The sequence below is a fragment of the Corynebacterium glaucum genome (assembly GCF_002287505.1).
GTDB classification, from domain to species: domain Bacteria; phylum Actinomycetota; class Actinomycetes; order Mycobacteriales; family Mycobacteriaceae; genus Corynebacterium; species Corynebacterium glaucum.
The window spans coordinates 1,672,780-1,691,870 of the sequence record NZ_CP019688.1 but is presented as its reverse complement, the minus strand read 5'-3'; the positions used below and the strand labels follow the sequence as shown (position 1 = coordinate 1,691,870).

The following is a 19,091-nucleotide window of genomic DNA, read 5'->3' as shown; positions in this document are numbered from 1 at the left end:
GTGAACATCGGAGAATCGCTCAGGCTTGCGCTGTCAAGCCTGAACAACAACAAGATGCGCTCGCTGCTGACGCTGCTGGGCATCATCATCGGTATCACCGCCGTCATTGTCATCACCACCCTGGGTCGTGGCCTCCAGAACCAGGTGATGAGCGGCATGCAGGGCATTGGCACCACGACGCACATGGTGATGGTGCACGAGCGGCCTGACGAAGAAGAAGTTTCCGACGATCCTTTCGCGGCGTTAGACTACGCGCCAGCCATGGATGCCGAAAACGCGATGTCGCTTCAGGATTTCGAAGATCTTCAAGCGCACTTTGGCGAGCGCGTCGAAGGCATCGACATAGAGAACTCCGGTAACGGCGAAGTCTTGTTCGAAGACACGCCTGTGAGCACCGGGATCAACCCAGTGTTGCCTGCGTCGCTGGAGATGCGGGGCATCGACATCGAATACGGTCGCGGGATCACCCAAGACGACATCGATGGGCAACGTCCGCTCGCGGTGGTGACTTGGTCGCTCGTGGATGCGGTGTTCGGCGGCAATCCGCAGGAGGCCCTGGGCAGCCGGATTGATGTCGAGGCGAACGGGCAGATCGCGGTCTTCACCGTGGTGGGCATCGCCAAGGACGTTAACGAGGGCGGCATGCAGATGGGGCCGCAGTCGTTCGCGGATATCTATATCCCGATCAGCGGCGCGAACCGCGTTGGTATGGACGCCGAATGGTTCAATTTCTTCACCGTGCGCTCGAGCGCGGAGGAGGAAACCGCGGTGTTCCAATCGGATCTGCAGACCTACCTCGACCGCCTTTACAGGGGAAATGACGAGTACACGGCAGAGGTACTCGACATGTCTGACGCGATTAAGGAACTGACGCAGGTGTTCGCCATCATGACGTCGGTGCTCTCCGCGATCGCGGGTATTTCGCTCCTGGTCGGTGGCATTGGCGTGATGAACATCATGCTTATTACCGTCACTGAGCGCACGAGGGAGATTGGCGTCCGCAAGGCACTCGGGGCTACCCAAAGCGACATTCGTATGCAATTCATCATCGAAGCGATGATGGTGTGCTTGCTCGGCGGCATCATTGGCGTCGTGCTCGGTGGGTTGCTCGGTATGGCTGGAACCGCAGCGTTCGACGCGTTTGCGACGCCGTCGATTGTGGCGGTGCTTCTCGCGCTGTTCTTCTCGCTGGCCATCGGCGTCTTCTTCGGCGCGTACCCGGCATCGCGAGCGGCGAAAATGGAGCCAGTCGAAGCACTTCGTTACGAATAGGGGAGTGTTGGCGCGGCCGATACAATGAGCCGCATGGCCAAGAACTCCTCCTTCGTGCATCTGCATAATCACACCGAATTCTCCATGCTCGATGGGATGGCGAAGGTGGATTTGCTCGCCGAGGAGGTCACCCGCCAGGGCATGCCTGCAGTCGGAATGACCGACCACGGCAACATGTTCGGCTCAAACGCGTTTTATCGCCGCATGGTCGATGCTGGCATCAAGCCGATCATCGGCATCGAGGCGTACATGGCACCCGGAAGCCGTTTCGATAAGAAGCGCCAACTTTGGGGCACGCCCGATCAAAAGTCTGACGACGTGTCTGCCTCCGGTGCGTACCTGCACCAGACCATGCTGGCCGAGAACGCCACCGGTTTGCGCAACTTGTTCAAGCTGTCTTCCCTCGCGTCCTATGAGGGGCAATTGGGTAAGTGGCCGCGCATGGATGCCGAGCTCATCGCGGAGCACGCTGACGGAATCATCGCTACGACGGGCTGCCCGTCGGGTGACGTGCAAACGCGCTTGCGTCTGGGGCAATTCGACGCTGCGCTCGAGGCTGCCGCGATGTGGCAGGACATCTATGGCAGGGACAATTACTTCCTCGAGCTGATGGATCACGGCCTGCACATCGAGCGCCGCGTTCGTGAAGACCTGCTACGTATCGGCGAAGCGCTCGACCTCCCTCCGCTGGTCACCAACGACTGCCACTACGTGCTTGAATCTCAGGCACCCGCGCACGAGGCGATGCTCTGCGTGCAAACCGGTAAGACACTGATGGACCCGGACCGCTTCAAGTTCGACGGCACGGGCTACTACATCAAATCCGCAGAGCAGATGCGCGAGCTGTGGGACTCGGAAGTACCCGACGGCTGCGACAACACCCTGTGGATCGCTGAACGCGTCGGTGATTACTCCGAGCTGTGGGAAGAGCACCCGCACGACCGCATGCCAATCGCCGACGTACCGGAGGGCGAGACCCCGACCACGTGGCTTCGCAAAGAAGTCATGCGCGGGCTGGAGGACCGGTTCAATGGCGCCGAGGTGCCCCAGGATTACATCGAGCGCGCGAATTACGAGATCGACGTGATCGACATGAAGGGCTACCCGTCCTACTTCCTCATCGTCGCGGAGCTGATCAAGCACGCCCGCGAGATTGGCATCCGCGTCGGTCCTGGCCGTGGTTCAGCCGCTGGCGCGCTAGTTGCGTACGCGCTCACCATCACCAACATCGACCCGATGGAGCACGGTCTGCTCTTCGAGCGCTTCCTCAACCCGGAGCGCCCGAGTGCGCCGGATATCGATATCGACTTCGACGATCGCCGCCGCGGCGAGATGATCACCTACGCCGCAGAGCGCTGGGGCGAGGACAAGATCGCTCAGGTGATCACCTTCGGCACCGTGAAGACCAAACAGGCGATCAAGGATTCGGCCAAGGTGAACTTCGGACAACCGGGTTTCCAGATGGCCGACCGCATCAACGCCGCGCTACCGCCGGCGATTATGGCGAAGGACATTCCGCTGTCCGGCATCACCGACCCGGAGCACGCGCGCTACGCCGAGGCGGCTGAAGTGCGCTCGCTGATTGAGACGGACCCGGACGTCGCAAAGATCTATGAGACGGCACGGGGCCTCGAGGGCGTGGTGCGCCAAGCTGGTGTCCACGCGTGTGCAGTGATTATGGCGTCCGTGCCGCTCATGGAGCACATCCCGATGTGGAAGCGCCCTGCCGACGGCGCACTCATCACAGGCTGGGACTACCCGGCATGTGAGGCCATCGGTCTGCTGAAGATGGACTTCCTGGGGCTTCGCAACCTCACGGTGCTTGGAGATGCGCTCGAGAACGTCGAAAAGAACCGGGGCGAAACCATCGACCTGGAGGCCCTGACCACCGACAACGAGAAGGTCTACGAGCTCCTCTCGCGCGGCGATACGCTCGGTGTCTTCCAGCTCGACTCGGGCGGCATGCAAGAGCTGCTCAAGCGCATGAAGCCGACCGGGTTCAACGATATTGTCGCGTCGCTGGCGCTCTACCGCCCGGGACCGATGGGTGTGAACGCGCACTGGGATTACGCGGACCGCAAGAACGGTCGCAAGCCCATCACCCCCATCCACCCAGAGCTCGAAGAGCCACTCAAAGAAATTCTCGACGAGACTTACGGCCTCATCGTCTACCAAGAGCAGATCATGAATATCTCGCAGAAGGTGGCGAACTACACTGCCGGCCAAGCAGATGGCTTCCGCAAGGCGATGGGTAAGAAGAAGCCCGAGGTGCTGGCCAAGGAGTACGAGACATTCTCGGCCGGCATGTTTGAGAACGGCTATTCCAAGGCCGCAGTCGATGCGTTGTGGGGCACGATCGAGCCGTTCGCGTCTTACGCGTTCAACAAGTCGCACGCTGCCGGTTACGCCCTGGTGTCGTACTGGACTGCTTACATGAAGGCGAACTACACCGCGGAGTACATGGCGGCGCTGCTGACCTCGGTCGGTGACAAGAAAGATAAATCCGCGATCTATCTCGCAGACTGCCGCCACATGGGTGTTTCGGTACTGCAGCCGGACATCAACGAGTCGGAGGAGAACTTCATCGCAGTTGGTGAGGACGTGCGCTACGGTCTCGCCGCAATCCGCAACGTCGGCGCCGAGGTGGTCGAGTCCATCAAGGAAACGCGTCGCACCAAGGGGCAGTTCACCGGTTTCTCTGACTACTTGGACAAGATCGATCTCGCCGCCTGCAACAAGCGCATTACGGAGTCCCTGATCAAGGCCGGTGCCTTCGACTCGCTCGGCCACCCACGCAAAGGCCTCATGCTCATCCAGGAGGATGCGGTCGACTCGGTGTTGTCGACAAAGAAGGCTGCTGACAAGGGTCAGTTCGACCTCTTCGCGGCCTTTGGCGGGGACGAAGCTGAGGGTGCGGTCTCCGCGTTTGCCATCGAGGTGCCGGATGACGAATGGGATCGCAAGCACAAGCTCGCCCTCGAGCGCGAGATGCTCGGTTTGTACGTCTCGGGCCACCCGCTCGACGGCTTCGAAGAGGCTATCGACATGCAAACTGACACCGAGCTCACCACCATCCTGGGAGGCGAGCTCCGGCACGGTGCGGAGGTGACCATCGGTGGTCTGATCTCCTCGGTGGATCGCCGCTTTTCCAAAAAGGACGGCTCACCGTGGGCCATCGTCACCATCGAGGATCACCACGGTGCGCAGGTCGAGGTGCTGTTGTTCAACAAGGTTTACGCGCTTGTCGCGCCGCAGATCGTGGAGGACAACATCATTCTGGTGAAGGCGCACGTGTCGTGGCGCGATGATCGCATGAGCTTGTTCGGCGACGACGTGAAGGTCCCCGACCTTGGCCCGGGAAACGGTGCGGGTCTACCGCTACGGCTCACCATGCGCACCGATCAGTGCACGGTGGACAACATTTCCAAGCTCAAGCAGGTCCTGGTCAACAACCCTGGTGACACCGATGTCTACCTGAACCTGGTCAACGGGGAGCACAGTCAGCTGATGGTCCTCGGGGATCACCTGCGTATTGAACGCTCAGCATCGCTCATGGGCGACCTGAAGGCGTCCATGGGGCCGGGCATCTTGGGTTAGGGCGGCCGGCGGGTAGTAGCCCGCCGAGCGCTTAGTTACCCGACTTTGATGTTCAGCGAGGCGAGCCACTGCTCCATGGCGGCCTTCCAGCGAGGCGAGATCTCGACCAGAATGACGCCGAGCTGGAGCAGGCCGGTGCCGAGCAGGATGACGGCTTGAATCCCGTCGAAAATCTCCTTGGTCTCGTCATCGAGAATGCCGCGGGCGATGAAATCCGAGCTCGGACCACCCGGGGTAAAGGTCGGGGCGGGGGAGGTAGTCGGCGAAGCAGTGACCGTCACTGCCGGTGCGGTGACCCGCACAGTGGATGTGATCGGCGATTTCCCGTCGTCGGAGGAGCCGCCGCTGCGCGAAGAACCTTCACCCTGCGACGAGCCGCCATCGGAGGAGCGGCTGCCGGTCGACAGTGAGCTGCCTTCAGACGAGGAGCTGCTCTGCGCTTGCGCGGTTGCAACTCCGCCCATGCACAGGCATGTGGCAGTCAAGACGGCAAGTGCGGTACGTGATTTCATGCGTCAGTCTCCTCGCATAAGCAACGGTTCAGATAGCTGAAAAATCTATCAGGTTTCTCAGCTGAGCACAGCCCGCGTTCCCGCTGAAACCAGCTGGGAATTAGTATTAGCCACCATGACCTCCAGCACGTTCCAGCCAGTTCGCGCCGCAGACATCCAAGCAGCGCAGGCCAGGATTTCGTCGGTGATTGAGCCGACGCCCCTGCAGTACTGTCCGCGACTGTCGGAGCAGTACAACGCGCAGATATACCTCAAGCGTGAGGATTTGCAGGACGTGCGTTCGTACAAGATCCGGGGCGCCTACTACGGCATCTCGGGGCTGTCGGAGGGGGACCGCGCCGCTGGCGTTGTCGCCGCGTCCGCCGGTAACCACGCGCAAGGCGTGGCGTACGCGTGTCGGGCGCTGAATATCCAGGGCAAGATCTTCGTTCCCAAGCCCACTCCGAAGCAGAAGCGGGACCGAATCCGCGTACACGGTGGTGACAACATCGAGCTAGTGGTCACCGGCAACACCTTTGACGAGGCCGCCCAGGCGGCGCGAGAGGACGCAGCGGCCCGCGGTGCCACAATCATTGAGCCGTTCGACTCCCGCGACACCGTCATCGGCCAGGGCACCGTCGCCGCGGAGATTCTCGCGCAGCTCACCGGGCTAGGCCGTCAGCTGGACACGATGGTTGTGCCGGTCGGCGGCGGCGGGCTGTTCGCGGGCGTGACCTCGTACTTCGCGGACATGTCGCCCCGCACCGCCATAGTCGGCGTCGAGCCGCGCGGCGCCGCATCGCTCACCGCTGCGCTGGAAAACGAGGGCCCGGTCACCCTCACCGACATCGACCCTTTCGTCGACGGCGCCGCGGTCAAGCGCATCGGAGAGTTCCCTTACGAAGTCATCGAGCGCAACCAGGGCCGCACCCACCTTTTGCTTGCCGACGAAGGTGCCGTATGCACCGAGATGCTCTCCCTGTACCAAAACGAGGGCATTATTGCCGAGCCTGCCGGTGCACTCGCGGTGGCGGGGCTGAGCAATATGAAAATCCAGCCGGACACCACCGTGGTGTGCATTATCTCTGGTGGAAACAATGACGTGCTGCGCTACGCCGAGGTCATGGAACGCTCCCTGGTGCACCGGGGGCTGCGTCACTACTTCCTGGTCAACTTCCCGCAGGAGCCGGGCCAGCTGCGCACCTTCCTCACGGACATCCTCGGCAAAGACGACGACATCGTCCTCTTCGAGTACTTGAAGAAGAACAACCGCGAGACCGGTGCCGCCCTCGTGGGCCTGGAGCTCACCCGCGCCAGCGACCTGGAACCGCTGCTGGAACGCATGGCGGATTCGCCCATCGAATGTCGCCGTCTCGAGCCGGGCACCCCGGAGTACGAGTACATCGTCTCCGGGTAAGCCATTGCAATAAGCCAACAGCTACGCCAGCACCGCAAACCCCCACGGGTCCAACACGGTCTCCTCGGCCCCTACCTTCGGAGTGGTGAACGAGTACACCAGCTCGCCACCCACCGGCACGGTTACCGGCGCGTCCGAGAAGTTCGCCGCGAAAGTCACCGAACCTTCAGCCGCGTCGCGCATGGTCAGCCACGTTTCTCCGTGCTCCACCTGAAGCTCGCGCAGATCTTCGCGGTTGAAGCCTCGGGTGCGGCGGATTTCAAGCAGTTCACGGTAGGCGTCGTGAAGCAAGACTTGCTCCTTCTCAAACTCCCAATCCAACCGTGCGGACTCGAAGGTCTTAGGATCGAGCGGGTCGGGTACGTCCGCGTAGTTCCAGCCCTGCCGGGCGAACTCCTGCAGGCGGCCCTCGCGCGTCATTCGCGCAAGCTCATCGTCGGTGTGCGAAACGAAGAACGGAAACGGCGTGCGCGCCCCAAACTCCTCGCCCATGAACAGCATCGGAGTGAAAGGGCTCAGCAGGATGGTCGCGGCACGCAGGGCGAGTTGTTCGGGGCTCAAGCTTTGCGACGGCCTGTCACCCGCAGCCCTGTTCCCAGTCTGGTCATGGTTGGTGGTAAACGTGACCATGCGCCAAGGCGCCACTTGGCTGAGGTCCAAGGGGCGGCCGTGGGTGCGGGCGCGGAACTCGGACCACGTGTCGCGGAAGCGGTAGGCGTTGCGCAGTGTGTCTGCGAGGAGCTCGACGGTGCCGTAGTCGATGTAGTAGCCCTGGCGCTCGCCGGTGATCAGGGTGTGCACGCAGTGGTGCACGTCGTCGAGCCACTGTGCGGACAGGCCGTAGCCGCCGCGCGATTCATCGTTGACGATGCGCGGGTCGTTCTGGTCTGTCTCACCGATGATCGTGCGCGGCACCTGGGTTTCGTCGGCAACCTCGTCGGCGACGCGGCGGATCTCTTCCATCAGCGAGTACGCGCGGCGGTCGTCGTAAGCATGCACCGCGTCAAGACGAAGGCCGTCGACGTGGAACTCACTCAGCCACTGGCGCACGGAGTCCAGGATGTAGGCGCGCACCTCGTCCGAGCCGGGGCCGGAAATGTTCACCACGTCGCCCCATCCCGTGCGGCCGTGCGTGGTGTAGGGGCCGAATAGCGGGTTGTAGTTGCCTTCCGGGCCGAAGTGGTTATAAACCACGTCCAGGATCACGGCGATGCCTTCGGCGTGGGCCGCGTCGACAAGCCGTTTTAGGCCCTCTGGGCCGCCGTATGAGTGCTGGACCGCAAACCAGTCCACCCCGTCGTAGCCCCAATTCCGGGTGCCGGCGAACGGCTGTACCGGCATGAGTTCGATGGCGTTTACACCAAGCTCGGCGAGGTACTCCAGCTTGTCGGTGACAGCGTTGAACGTGCCCTCCGGAGTGAACGTGCCCACGTGGAGCTCGTAGATCACCTGGTCACGCAGGTGAATGCCGGCCCAATCGTGGTCGGTCCACTCGAAGTCGTCCGCCACAACCTCCGACGGGCCGTGCACACCGTCAGGTTGCGAGCGGGTTCGCGGATCGGGCAAGGGCTTCGTCCACTCGGTGCCGTCGAAAAGCGAAAATGTGTAGCGCTGACCGGCTTGCGGAACCTCATCGCAGAACCACCACCCGCGGTCCTCGGCGCGCATGTCGTGCGTGGCGCCGTCGATGGTGATGCGCACGTCGCGCGCGTGGGGTGCCCAGACTTGGAAACGCTGCATGCGCACCCAGCGTACTATCCTCAACCCAATGCGCACGTCTTATGAATTGCCCGCCGCGGAGCTGGTCACCCACGAGTTTGAGATAAAGCGCTCGCGTTTCATCACCTGGGTTGACCGCGCGCGCAGTGAAGAGGAAGCACGCGGACTGGTCACGCGTGCGCGTGAGGCGTACCCGGACGCGCGGCACCACTGCTCCGCGTTCATTGTGCACGTAGAAAATTCGCAGCCGATCGAGCGCTCCTCCGACGACGGCGAGCCTTCAGGCACCGCCGGCAAGCCGATGCTCGAGGTGCTCAAAGGCTCGGGAATGCTCGATGTCGCCGCCGTGGTGATCCGCTACTTTGGCGGGGTCAAGCTGGGCACCGGCGGCCTGGTTAGCGCCTACACCAACTCGGTGTCGGAAGCGCTCGAGCTGGTCCAGCGGCGCACGCGGGTGGTGAAAGACTTGGCCACTGTCGACCTGCCGCACGGAGAAGCAGGCCGCATCGAGGCCGAGCTACGCGGCGCCGGCATCGAGATCGTCGGTGTCGAGTACGGTTCGATGGCCCGCTACACGCTCGCTTTCAATCCAGGAGACCAATCGCTTGTCGACGCCACGTTGGCCGCCGCCACCCACGGCTCCTCCGAGGCTAAGGCGGCGGGCCAACGCTGGATCGAGCTGGGTTAAACTCGTGGGCATGACCATGCAGCCCCGTCCGAACAACCCGATCGAGCGACGCAAGCAAGAGATGCGCAAGCACATGAACGCCGCCCTTGCGTGGGGTGGCGGCGGCGTGGCCGGCGGTGTCGCGCTCGGGCTGATCTTCAGCTCGTGGCCGCTGTTCATCCTCGGTTTCGTGGTGGCTGTGGTCGGCGGATTCGTGAACTACAACAAGGCGCAGAAGATCGTCAACCACGTCGACGAGTACTAATTTATGACCCAACCCGACGGATCTGCCGTCCGCATCGATGTGTGGCTGTGGGCGGTGCGCATTTTCAAGACCCGCAGCCAGGCCGCTGAAGCCGTGCGCGCCGGGCACGCCAAACTCAACGAACAGGCGGTGAAAGCCGCGACGCAGGTCGTCCCCGGCGACCACGTGCGCGTGTGGAAAGACCACCGCTACCTCGAGTTCGAGGTCACCGCTACGGTGCGTAAGCGCGTCGGCGCGCCGATTGCCAGGCAGTGCTACATCGATAAATCCCCGCCGCCACCGCCGATGGACATCTTCGCAACGATGCCGAAGCGCGATCGAGGCGCAGGCCGACCCACAAAGAAGGAACGCCGCGAGACCGACCGCCTACTTGGTCGCGAACGTTAACGTCAAGCTTTAGTCGAGGGTTGTCCGCGAGGCGGACAGGTGCGGCTAATCCGTGCCGCGGAGGCGAGCCAGTCTGCGGTTGAGGCGGGTCCGGCGGACTTTCGGACGGTTGCCCGCGTCCCAGGTTCGCTCGATGTGGTCGGTGCCGTAGCGGTTGAGGAGGAGATCGTCCACGATGCGGACTTGGCCGGGTTCGAAAGCGTATTCAAGGGAGTTGAATAGTGCCTCGATGTCTGCCGGATTGATGAGGTCGCGCAGCTGGCCGACCTCTTCGATGCCGTGGGTGCGCAGCAGCTCCAGTAGGAACCTGTAGTCGTCTGCGCGGGACAGCGGGAACTTTGGACCAAGCAGGATGGTGAGGATGCCGGGCAGCGTCTCGGGGGAGAGGTCGGCATCTGCCGCACCGAGTCCTGGGAGCTCGTGGTGCGGATTGGCGATGCTAGCGATCTGGTCGAACTGCTGGTCCGCGAGTTCGATCAATCCGGCGGCGAGGGTGAATGCTCGGTCGATTTGTGGGTCAGATCTGTGCTGCACGCCGCCGTCGGCGCCTCCGCGTTTGTAGCGGATGTCGTGTTCAAACTCGGCCCACGCGTGTTGCAGCACGGTGCGGATCTGCACCTCGAAAACCGTGCCCACGTAGGCTTCCAGGCCCTCCGATCGATCGGTCACGCGGACCTGCAGGTGGTGCGAGCCGTATCCGAAGCCGCCGGCGATGCGAGTTTCCTGTGCTTTGTCGATGCTGCGGAGGACGTCGAACTGGTCAGCCAGGAGACGCTGCACTGCGGGGATCTCGGTGGAGTGAAGCACGGTGACGCGCGCTCCCAAGATATCGCGGATGTCGTGCCAAGGATCGGGGTAGAGGAGCTCGCCGTCGTCGTTAAGCTTTCGCGCCTTGGCTTTGAGTGAAGGCCAAGTTTTGACCCTGACATCGACCCTGTCGAAGTTGATGCCGGCGTCGAGCATGAGCTCGTGCAGCGCGTTGCGGAACGTGACCGCAATATCTTCGTTCGCGTCGAGCCAGGTGAAGTAGGTGGAGCCGAGGCGTGCGACGGTGTCGTCGTGGATCTTTTTAGTGCTCATCGTGGGCCTACAAGCGCCCCGCTTCGGTGAGGCGGTTTGCCACCAGCAGCGCGGTGGGCAGGGTGGAGAACACTTCGGCGACGGGCACGACGCCGCTGAAAGTACGACCGCTGAAGCGATCGGTCCACTCGCCCTCGGGAAGTTGCACGGTGGTTTCACCCCAGCCGCCGCGGCTTTCCAGCGCGAGGGGGAGGCGTGTGGCGAGAGCGATGATGCTGAGGCCACCGGTGCCGGATACCGATGCATCGCCGCGGGCGATACCGACAAGGTGGTCGTGCGCTTCGCCCACGGCGAAGACTGCCTGGTGCTCGCCGCTCAAGAACACGTCGGCGAACTCGCGGCGCAGGTGAAGGCCTTCGCGGATGATAAGCTGCTTCGCGCGATCGGCGGAGATGGTGCCGTCGTCCGTGTCGGTGAGATATGCGGCCAGATCGAAGGCCTCGTCTTCGCGGGCTTCGAGGTACTGCTGCAAGGTTTGTGCCCTCGCGGTGTAGTCGATGAAGCGGCGGTTATCCGGGTCCACCAGGGAAAAGTCAATGAACTCCTGGCCCTGGTAGGTGTCAGGGACGCCGGCGCCGGCAAGCTGCAGCACCTTCCTGCCGAGCGAGACTTGAACCCCGCCGCGGTGGAGCTTGGCGGCGAAATCCGTGAGGGTCGGAGCGACCGGGCCGTAAAGCAGGGCGTCGATCCAATCGCAGATCGCTTGCTCGTATGCGGGTTCCTGGTCGAACCAGGTGGAGTTCACACCCGCCTCGCGCACCGCCTTGAGGGCGTAAGCGTGCAGGCGCTCTTGCAGGGCATCGGTGATGACGCCGTCGGCGGGCCACACGCCGAGCAGGTTCTGGAAGAGGAAGTGGGCGGTGGCGGTGTCCGGCGGCGGCACCATGGCGACGACTTGGCGGGTGAGCTCTGCGAACTCGCCGGGCAGCTCGGTGATCTCGCCCATGCGGGCGCGGGTATCTTCGGTGCGTTTGGTGTCGTGGGTGGTCAACGACGTCATCGCGTGCGGCCACAACTGCGCGCGCTCTTGCTGCAACAGGTGGAACTCAGCGACGCCGACGCCGAATCGTCCCGGCGCGCCGCCGACTTCCTGCAGCGAGACCAAGCGGCTTGCGCGGTAGAACAGGGTGTCCTCGACGCCCTTTGCCATCACCGCGCCGCAGACCTGGGCGAAGCGGGTCTTGGCTTCGCCTTCGGCGAGCATCGCGGCGGAGATCAAGTCGAGCGCGTCGCTGCGCTCGGGGAAGCGGCGCGACATCTCGGCGATCACAGAGGAGGTGATGCGCGACAGAGAGCGGTAGTCCGCGCGGTACACGGGGATCGCGGCGATCAGCTCGATTACCGTCTCGGCGAGATCTGCCTCGGAAACGTCTTGCCCAGCCGTGGAGAAGTTGTCGCGGCGAATCGCGCGAACGAGGCGACGCACCTCCGCGTCGAGCTCATCCCTGGCCACCTTGCCCTTGAGCTGATGCTCGGCGGCGGTGATGGCGTCTTCGTCCCAGGTGGAACCTGACTGTTGCAGCGCGAGCATGCCTAGCTGGTCTTCGGCGGAGCGGTCGATGAAAACGCCGTCGAGCTCGCGCATGGCGTCGTAACCCGTGGTGCCGTCAACGTTCAAACGCGGATCGAGTGGCTCGGTGACACCGAGGATCTTCTCCACCACCAACCAGCGGTCCGGGCCGATCAAATCGCGCAGCCGCGTGAGGTAGTCGAACGGGTCGGTGAGGCCGTCGGGGTGGTCGACACGGATGCCGTCGATAAGATCCTCCGCGATGAGCTGGCGAAGGACCCGGTGCGAATGCTCGAAGACCAGCGGGTCTTCTTGCCGGATGCCGGCGAGGCCGTTGACGGAGAAGAACCTGCGGTAGGAGATCACACCGTCGCGCCAATACATCAGGCGGTAGCTCTGGCGGGAGTAGACCTCCACGGGGTCGTCCTCAAGCGATGAATAGCTCCCGGGTTCCAGGGGGAAGCACTTGTCGAAGTATTGGAGCACGTCCTCGCCCTCGGGGGCGGCGCCTTCGGGGAACTCCTCGGGGCCGAGGTGCGTGAGGCGCAGTTTGTCTTCGTCCCCCTCTTTGCCCAGCACAGGCAGGCCCAGCTTGCCGCCGGCGCCGTTGTCCTCATGCCAGTCGATGTCGAAGTAAGGCTCAAACTCCGAATTCTTGCCGTGCTTGAGCAGGTCCCACCACCAGCGGTTGGTGCGCGGGACCTCCACGCCCAGGTGGTTCGGCACGATGTCCAAGACCAGGCCCAGGCCTGCCTCGTGCGCGATGCGAGCGAGCTCGCGCAGACCGTCGATGCCGCCGAGCTCAGGGTTGACCTCGGTCGGGTCGATGACATCGTAGTTGTGGTTCGACTCGCGTGCGGAGGCGAAGATGGGGGAGAGGTAGATGTGGGAGACCCCCAGCGCGCGCAGGTACGGCACCTGCTCGGCTGCTTCGGCGAAACCGAAGGCCCGTCCGGAGGGGTCCGCATGTGGTCCGCGAAGCTGCAAACGATACGTGGAAGTAATCGGTCGACGCATGCACCTAACCCTAGTTCGGCGCGCTACACCATGGCGGAGTCACACGTGAGCAGCAGCGGAAACCCCAGCGAATACCGCACCACCCCGTTAGCCCCCAGTGCGGCGGCAACCTCATCCTCTCCAACATCGAAGACGAACAGCTCGTGGCAGTCCCGGGTGAAGTAGACCAGCTCGCCGGCCGGCTCGATCACGGAGGTGAAGTGGGTGCGCAGCGTCGAGAACGCTCGCGGATGCGCCAGCCACGCCGCCGCCGTCGCGCCTTTGCCGCGTACCTCGTAGCCGCGGGGTGCGTCAGGCCCGAGCGCCACGTAGGCGGGGCGGGCTAAGAACTCCACCCCGGTTTTCGTACGTGCGGAGGCCACCAGCCCCGCCGCGGCAGCGTTCCAAGCGGACTGCGGGGTCATCCCCATGCGCCCAATCTCCGGGTGGCTCAACCCGCGTCTGCCCGGGATATCAAACACGCTCACCAGCCCAGGGGAGAGGCTGATGAACGCTGTGGAATCGGAGACGTCATCGCGCCGGGCAAGCCGCGGGCGCAGGCGGCGGTATGGAGGATTCTCTGGCTGCATACGGATTTAGACGTACGCGAGCCTGTCGCGGTTCCGTCCGTCGTTAAGCTTTGAGTCCGAGTGCCTCGAGCAGCTGGTCAGCGGACCAGATTTGGATGTCCTGGCCCTTTTCCTGCAGCTCGCGCGCCCGCTTCTCCTTCGTGGTCATGGTCGCCCACTCGCCGGCGACAAGAATAGTCGTCTTCTTGGTCACGTTCTTGCCCACCGTCGCGCCCATCTCCGCGATGCCATTCCACAGCTCGCCCTTGTCGTACGGCTCAAAGTCGCCGGTCAGCGTCACATTTTCGCCGAAAAGCGGAGAGTTTGGGTCGGCCTGGGGGTTCGGCTCGGGCACGGTATCCGGAGTCGCCACCGCTTGCCAGGGGGCTTTTTTGCTTGTCGACGCCTCGTTTGTCCGCCCATCCTGATTACTTCCCTGTGGCTCCACAACCGCATCGACCGCGAGATTCATGTTGCCGTTCGCGACTCGTTTTACCTGCAAGGCGCGTGTGGCACCCGAGCGGTCGCGCAGGACAGGAGTGACCCGGTCGCTGTCGATCGAACCGAGGGCAAAACCGGTGTCGTGGACGAAGCTCATCAGCGAACCCTCGTGCTTCGCACGCCGCGCCAAACCCACCATGATCCCAGCGCAGGCGGCCGCGTCGGCGCACGCGTCGTGGTGCTTGTCCAGCGCGACGCCGAAGAACTCCGCCAAGGTAGGCAGGCGGTGGTTGACCACGTCGAGCTTGGTGGCGCGGGCCTGGGCGAGGGTGCACGCGAACATCAGTGGCGGGATCGTGTGTTTTGCGGCCACACAGGCGTAGCGCAGCGCCGACGCGTCGAACTGGGCGTTATGGGCCACGATCGGGAGATCGCCGACGAACTCCGCCACCGCGTCGATACGCTCGGCGACGCTCGGCTCCTTAGCCACCGCCTCAGCCGTAATTCCGTGGATTTCCACGTTGAAGGGGTCGAACTCGTCGATGCCCGCCGGTGGCTGACAAAGCCACGACGCGCGCTCGACCTCCTCGCCGTCGACGATCTTGACCACGCCGATCTGGCAGATCGAGCCCCAGTTCTGGTTCGCGGTCTCCACGTCGAGCGCGACGAAGCTGAACCCAGGGATGCCCGCGGCACCGTCGACGCTCACCGTGTCAGGGACGTCGCCGTGCTGTGCCGCGGAGATGAGTTCTGCAAGCTCGGCGGGTCCCTGGGTGTCACCAGGGCTGAACTCGATGACGTGGACGCCATCGTTGGTGGTCACCTGCAAAAACCCGGGCGCCCACGCATCGCCTGGGACGGGTTCGACACCGGTGATCTCTGCCAGCGCGATGCGACGCTCTGTAGCGTCGCCGCGCAGCGACGCAGCGAGGGCCGTTGGGGTGAGGATGATCTCCTCGCTGGTCACCGAAACGCGTGCGCCGTGCGATGCAATCATGCTCTAAAGGGTAGCGCTTAGGCGTGGAGCGGGAACCGCCGCCATCCCACGGCTACTCAGCCGGCTGCTCCACCTGCTTGAGCACCAGGGTCGAGCGGGCAGCCACCGAGACCCTGTCGCCGGCAGCCAGCACCTGCTTCTCCACCGGGTATCCGAGCGGCTCGGTGGTGTCGATGAGGACCTCCCAGTGCGAGCCGAACTCGCTCGGCGGGGTGGTGAAATCGATGTCCTCATAGTGCGCGTTGAACATGAGCACGAAGGAGTCGTCGGTGACCTGACGGCCGCGGCGATCTGCCTCGGTGATGGCGTCACCGTTGAGGTAGACCATGAGGGCCTTGCCAAACGCGGAATCCCAATCCTCTGGGGTCATCAGCTGACCGTCTGGAACCAGCCAAGCGATCTCGCGCTTCTCCATGTCAGCGCCAAGCGCCCCACCTTCGAGGAAGCGGCGGCGACGGAACACGGGGTGAGCCTTGCGGATGGCGATGAGGCGCTTGGTAAAGCCGTGGAGGTCTTCGGCTTCTTCCAGGCGGTCCCAGTTCATCCAGGCAATTTCGTTGTCCTGGCAGTAGACGTTGTTGTTGCCGCCCTGGGTGCGGGCGAACTCGTCGCCGTGCGCGATCATTGGGGTGCCCTGGGAGAGCAGCAAGGTGGTCAGGAAGTTGCGGCGCTGCTGGGCTCGCAGCTGGCGAATTTCCGGATCCTCGGTCGGGCCTTCCACACCGCAGTTCCAGGAGCGGTTGTGGCTCTCGCCGTCGCGGTTGTCTTCGCCGTTCGCCTCGTTGTGCTTTTCGTTGTAGCTCACCAAGTCGTTGAGCGTAAAGCCGTCGTGGGCGGTGATGAAGTTGATCGAGTGCGACGGGCGGCGGCCGTTGTGCTGGTACAGGTCGGAAGAACCGGTGAGGCGAGAGGCGAACTCGCCGAGCGTTGCAGGCTCGCCGCGCCAGAAGTCGCGCATGGTGTCGCGGTACTTTCCGTTCCATTCGCTCCACAGCGACGGGAAGTTGCCCACCTGGTAGCCGTTCTCGCCGACATCCCACGGCTCGGCAATGAGCTTGACTTGGCTGACAATCGGGTCCTGCTGCACCAGATCGAAGAAGGTTGCGAGGCGGTCGACGTCGGAGAATTCTCGCGCGAGGGTGGAGGCGAGGTCGAAGCGGAAGCCGTCGACATGCATCTCGGTGACCCAGTAGCGCAGCGAGTCCATGATCAGCTGCAGCGAGTGCGGGTCGCGGACGTTGAGCGAGTTACCGGTACCGGTGTAGTCCATGTAGTGGAATCGATCGCCGTCAACGAGGCGATAGTAGGCCTCGTTGTCAATGCCGCGGAATGCAATCGTTGGCCCGAGGTGGTTGCCCTCGGCCGTGTGGTTGTACACCACGTCCAGGATGATCTCCATGCCCGCCTCGTGGTAGGCGCGCACCATCTGCTTGAACTCCGCAACGGTGTCCGACGGGTTGTCGGAGGAGGCGTAGTGGTTCTCCGGCGCGAAGAAGCCGAAGGTGTTGTAGCCCCAGTAGTTCCGCAGGCCGAGGTCGCGCAGGCGGTCATCCTGCAGGAACTGGTGCACCGGCAGCAGCTCAATGGAGGTCACGCCGAGGTCCTGCAGGTACTCGATCATCGCCGGGTGCGCCATGCCCGCGTAAGTGCCACGCAGGCTCTCCGGAATGTCCGGGTGGGTCTGCGTCATGCCCTTCACGTGGCATTCGTAGATCACCGATTCTTCATCCGGGATGTTGGGGCGGCGGTCATCGCCCCAATCGAAGAAGGGGTTGACCACAACGGAGAGCATGGTGTGGCCGAGGGAGTCCTCCTCGTTGCGGCCAGAGCCCGCAGGCTCAGCTTCGATGTCGTAGGAGAACAGCGAGGAGTGCTGGTCGAAGTCGCCCTCGAATGCACGCGCATAGGGATCGACGAGCAGCTTGGACGGGTCGCAGCGCTTGCCGTTGTGCGGGTCCCACGGGCCGTGCACGCGGTAGCCGTAGCGCTGGCCGGGGGTGACACCAGGCAGATACGCGTGCCACACGTAGTTGTCACGCTCCTCGAGCTCGACGCGGGTCTCAGCGCCCTCGTCGTCGATGAGGCACAGCTCAACCTTTTCTGCCACGTTGGAAAACAGCGCGAAGTTCGTGCCCGCGCCGTCGTAGGTGGATCCGAGCGGGTAGGCGGAGCCAGGCCACTTCTCCGGGGCCTCAGGAGAAGGGTTTTGCGTGGTTGTTTCAGTCATGACGACGAATCTTAGTGCAAAGCTCGCCGGTTCCGCCGTATCAACGCTTCATGCCCGTGAGCAGCAGCTTCACTGCGGCAGCATGCTCAGCGGCGGCCTCGTCAACGGGGCGCAAACCGCGCTCGCCGGTCGCGGTGGCCAGCTGGGTTGCGGACTGCTGCACGGCAGCAGCACCCAGGGTGAGATGAAGCAGGCCGTTCGCAGCCACGGTCGCATCGCTTATCGACGCCCCCTCTGGTGCCGACCTCCCCACCACCAACGCGAATGTCTCCTCGAGGGTGCGGCGCACCGGCGCATCCGGCTGGCCAATCGCTGCGATGACAATCTCGGCGCCATCGCGCGTCGCCAGGACGTGGTTCCACAGTGCCGCACACAACGCTTCCGGATCCTCCGGTGGGGCGGTGACCACTGGGGCGATGATCGCGTCGGCAAGTGCTGCGATGAGCTCCTGCTTGTTCTCGATATGCCAGTAGAGGGCGCCCGGCGCGACCCCCAATGCTCCCGCGATGCGTCGCATCGACACGTCGGCGAGGCCGTACTGCGACAGAATGTCCAGGGCGATGGCGACGATCGCTTCGCGTGACAATTGCATGGAAACCAACTGTAGTTCGAACGTGAAGTTCACAGCCTTTGTCCAGACGCTTCGAAACGTCACTAGACATTTAACACAGATAAGTGTTGCTAGACTGCCCGATGTACAAATCCCGAGCCAGGAGAATTGATCGTGACGCTTCCTTCTACATCGCACAAGATCGCTGCGGCGACCCTGTCGGCGTTCGCCTTGACAATCGGGCTGACTGCCTGCGGGTCTGACGCCGATACCTCCGCAAACGGGGGGCTTGCGACAGTCGAGTCGTCTCCCGCAACCAACGATGCCGCCAGCACCAATGCGGCTAAGGGTGAAAACGGCGAGGCTGCCGAGGGTGAGGAGAACAAGACTGAGGAGCCGGGCCAGGAGGGCGAGAAGCCTGAGGGCGAGAAGCCGGCCGAGGGTGACGCGGCTGCAGCTCCGATCCCGACCATCGCCAACCCGTTCGGCGAGGGTGAGATTGAGGTTCGCACCTACGAGCCGATCGCTGGTGGCCAGGGCGGCTCCGATGCGGACCGCAAGGAGATGGAGTCCGTGGTCCACACCATCACCAACCCGGACTCCATGGTGACCTGGACCCGTACCATTTTGGACAACTCCTGCGCCGCTGTGCGCGACCCTGCGATGGCGGAGCTGAGCCGCCAGGGCCTCAACCTCGATGTACTCGAGGAGGTCATGCGCCAGGACGAGAAGATCAACGGCCCCGCTCCGGTGCCGCGCGCAGAGGTCAGCGTGTCTGACGTGCGTGTTGACGGGGACCGCGCATCCGCGACGGTGACCTCGACGGATCAGGAAGGCACCCACACCTCGGTGCAGCTCTTCGCCAAGGAAGAGGGCCGCTGGAAGGTCTGCACCGGCTAGCTTCTA

The 19,091-nt window shown here is 63.5% G+C and carries 15 protein-coding genes; 7 read left to right on the top strand and 8 right to left on the bottom strand.

What is annotated here, in order from left to right; all coding sequences use genetic code 11:
• A complete protein-coding gene (locus CGLAU_RS08220) occupies positions 1 to 1,272 on the top strand; it encodes an ABC transporter permease (protein ID WP_232507084.1) in 1,272 nt (423 codons plus the stop codon).
• Positions 1,273 to 1,305: 33 nt separating this feature from the next.
• Positions 1,306 to 4,869: a DNA polymerase III subunit alpha gene (dnaE, locus tag CGLAU_RS08215; protein ID WP_095660274.1), complete on the top strand. Its 3,564-nt coding sequence runs from the start codon at positions 1,306 to 1,308 to the stop codon at positions 4,867 to 4,869.
• A 35-nt stretch (positions 4,870 to 4,904) separates the two neighbouring features.
• Here the strand turns inward: dnaE and CGLAU_RS08210 are convergent, their stop codons facing one another.
• Positions 4,905 to 5,381, bottom strand: coding sequence for a hypothetical protein (locus CGLAU_RS08210; RefSeq protein WP_157731301.1), 477 nt, complete (start codon positions 5,379 to 5,381; stop codon positions 4,905 to 4,907).
• Between the two features lie 115 nt (positions 5,382 to 5,496).
• Here CGLAU_RS08210 and ilvA point away from each other — a divergent pair, with 115 nt between their 5' ends.
• Positions 5,497 to 6,777 carry a threonine ammonia-lyase IlvA gene (ilvA, locus tag CGLAU_RS08205; protein ID WP_095660272.1) on the top strand — a complete coding sequence of 427 codons (1,281 nt, stop codon included), beginning with the start codon at positions 5,497 to 5,499 and terminating at the stop codon, positions 6,775 to 6,777.
• 21 nt (positions 6,778 to 6,798) lie between these two features.
• On the opposite strand, the gene treZ is transcribed toward ilvA, so the two are convergent.
• The gene (gene treZ / locus CGLAU_RS08200) at positions 6,799 to 8,517 is read right to left on the bottom strand and encodes a malto-oligosyltrehalose trehalohydrolase (RefSeq protein ID WP_095660271.1); all 1,719 of its coding nucleotides are present in this window, start codon (positions 8,515 to 8,517) and stop codon (positions 6,799 to 6,801) included.
• Positions 8,518 to 8,545: 28 nt separating this feature from the next.
• On the opposite strand from treZ, the gene CGLAU_RS08195 reads away from it, so the two are divergent.
• The 3 genes from CGLAU_RS08195 to CGLAU_RS08185 are packed head-to-tail and all read left to right on the top strand — an operon-like array spanning position 8,546 to position 9,815.
• Positions 8,546 to 9,184: an IMPACT family protein gene (locus CGLAU_RS08195; RefSeq protein ID WP_095661130.1), complete on the top strand. Its 639-nt coding sequence runs from the start codon at positions 8,546 to 8,548 to the stop codon at positions 9,182 to 9,184.
• Between the two features lie 10 nt (positions 9,185 to 9,194).
• Complete coding sequence (locus CGLAU_RS08190; RefSeq protein ID WP_095660270.1) at positions 9,195 to 9,428, top strand: hypothetical protein; 234 nt, start codon at positions 9,195 to 9,197, stop codon at positions 9,426 to 9,428.
• Positions 9,429 to 9,431: 3 nt separating this feature from the next.
• Entirely contained in the window at positions 9,432 to 9,815 is a 384-nt protein-coding gene (locus tag CGLAU_RS08185) for an RNA-binding S4 domain-containing protein (protein WP_095660269.1), read from the top strand.
• Positions 9,816 to 9,860: 45 nt separating this feature from the next.
• On the opposite strand, the gene CGLAU_RS08180 is transcribed toward CGLAU_RS08185, so the two are convergent.
• From CGLAU_RS08180 to CGLAU_RS08155, 6 genes are read right to left on the bottom strand one after another with little or no spacing between them, the layout of a single operon-like run.
• A complete protein-coding gene (locus CGLAU_RS08180; protein ID WP_198304877.1) occupies positions 9,861 to 10,895 on the bottom strand; it encodes a GTP pyrophosphokinase in 1,035 nt (344 codons plus the stop codon).
• A gap of 7 nt (positions 10,896 to 10,902) precedes the next feature.
• The gene (gene treY, locus CGLAU_RS08175) at positions 10,903 to 13,422 is read right to left on the bottom strand and encodes a malto-oligosyltrehalose synthase (protein ID WP_095660268.1); all 2,520 of its coding nucleotides are present in this window, start codon (positions 13,420 to 13,422) and stop codon (positions 10,903 to 10,905) included.
• A 23-nt stretch (positions 13,423 to 13,445) separates the two neighbouring features.
• A complete protein-coding gene (locus CGLAU_RS08170; protein ID WP_095660267.1) occupies positions 13,446 to 13,991 on the bottom strand; it encodes a hypothetical protein in 546 nt (181 codons plus the stop codon).
• A gap of 43 nt (positions 13,992 to 14,034) precedes the next feature.
• A complete protein-coding gene (locus CGLAU_RS08165; protein WP_095660266.1) occupies positions 14,035 to 15,408 on the bottom strand; it encodes an exonuclease domain-containing protein in 1,374 nt (457 codons plus the stop codon).
• Between the two features lie 52 nt (positions 15,409 to 15,460).
• A complete protein-coding gene (gene glgX / locus CGLAU_RS08160; RefSeq protein WP_095660265.1) occupies positions 15,461 to 17,635 on the bottom strand; it encodes a glycogen debranching protein GlgX in 2,175 nt (724 codons plus the stop codon).
• Positions 17,636 to 17,675: 40 nt separating this feature from the next.
• Positions 17,676 to 18,227 (bottom strand): TetR/AcrR family transcriptional regulator, encoded by a 552-nt coding sequence (locus tag CGLAU_RS08155; RefSeq protein WP_095661128.1) that lies wholly within the window; start codon positions 18,225 to 18,227, stop codon positions 17,676 to 17,678.
• A gap of 132 nt (positions 18,228 to 18,359) precedes the next feature.
• On the opposite strand from CGLAU_RS08155, the gene CGLAU_RS08150 reads away from it, so the two are divergent.
• A complete protein-coding gene (locus CGLAU_RS08150) occupies positions 18,360 to 19,085 on the top strand; it encodes a nuclear transport factor 2 family protein (protein ID WP_095660264.1) in 726 nt (241 codons plus the stop codon).
• Positions 19,086 to 19,091 lie beyond the last annotated feature (6 nt).

Bases quoted from the DNA above. Each gene is read 5' to 3' on its own strand.
- CGLAU_RS08165 (WP_095660266.1), bottom strand. From the start codon at position 15,408: ATGATTGCATCGCACGGCGCACGCGTTTCGGTGACCAGCGAGGAGATC.
- treZ (WP_095660271.1), bottom strand. From the start codon at position 8,517: ATGCAGCGTTTCCAAGTCTGGGCACCCCACGCGCGCGACGTGCGCATC.
- CGLAU_RS08180 (WP_198304877.1), bottom strand. From the start codon at position 10,895: ATGAGCACTAAAAAGATCCACGACGACACCGTCGCACGCCTCGGCTCC.
- CGLAU_RS08210 (WP_157731301.1), bottom strand. From the start codon at position 5,381: ATGAAATCACGTACCGCACTTGCCGTCTTGACTGCCACATGCCTGTGC.
- CGLAU_RS08195 (WP_095661130.1), top strand. From the start codon at position 8,546: ATGCGCACGTCTTATGAATTGCCCGCCGCGGAGCTGGTCACCCACGAG.
- ilvA (WP_095660272.1), top strand. From the start codon at position 5,497: ATGACCTCCAGCACGTTCCAGCCAGTTCGCGCCGCAGACATCCAAGCA.
- dnaE (WP_095660274.1), top strand. From the start codon at position 1,306: ATGGCCAAGAACTCCTCCTTCGTGCATCTGCATAATCACACCGAATTC.
- CGLAU_RS08190 (WP_095660270.1), top strand. From the start codon at position 9,195: ATGACCATGCAGCCCCGTCCGAACAACCCGATCGAGCGACGCAAGCAA.
- treY (WP_095660268.1), bottom strand. From the start codon at position 13,422: ATGCGTCGACCGATTACTTCCACGTATCGTTTGCAGCTTCGCGGACCA.
- CGLAU_RS08185 (WP_095660269.1), top strand. From the start codon at position 9,432: ATGACCCAACCCGACGGATCTGCCGTCCGCATCGATGTGTGGCTGTGG.
- CGLAU_RS08170 (WP_095660267.1), bottom strand. From the start codon at position 13,991: ATGCAGCCAGAGAATCCTCCATACCGCCGCCTGCGCCCGCGGCTTGCC.
- CGLAU_RS08155 (WP_095661128.1), bottom strand. From the start codon at position 18,227: ATGCAATTGTCACGCGAAGCGATCGTCGCCATCGCCCTGGACATTCTG.
- glgX (WP_095660265.1), bottom strand. From the start codon at position 17,635: ATGACTGAAACAACCACGCAAAACCCTTCTCCTGAGGCCCCGGAGAAG.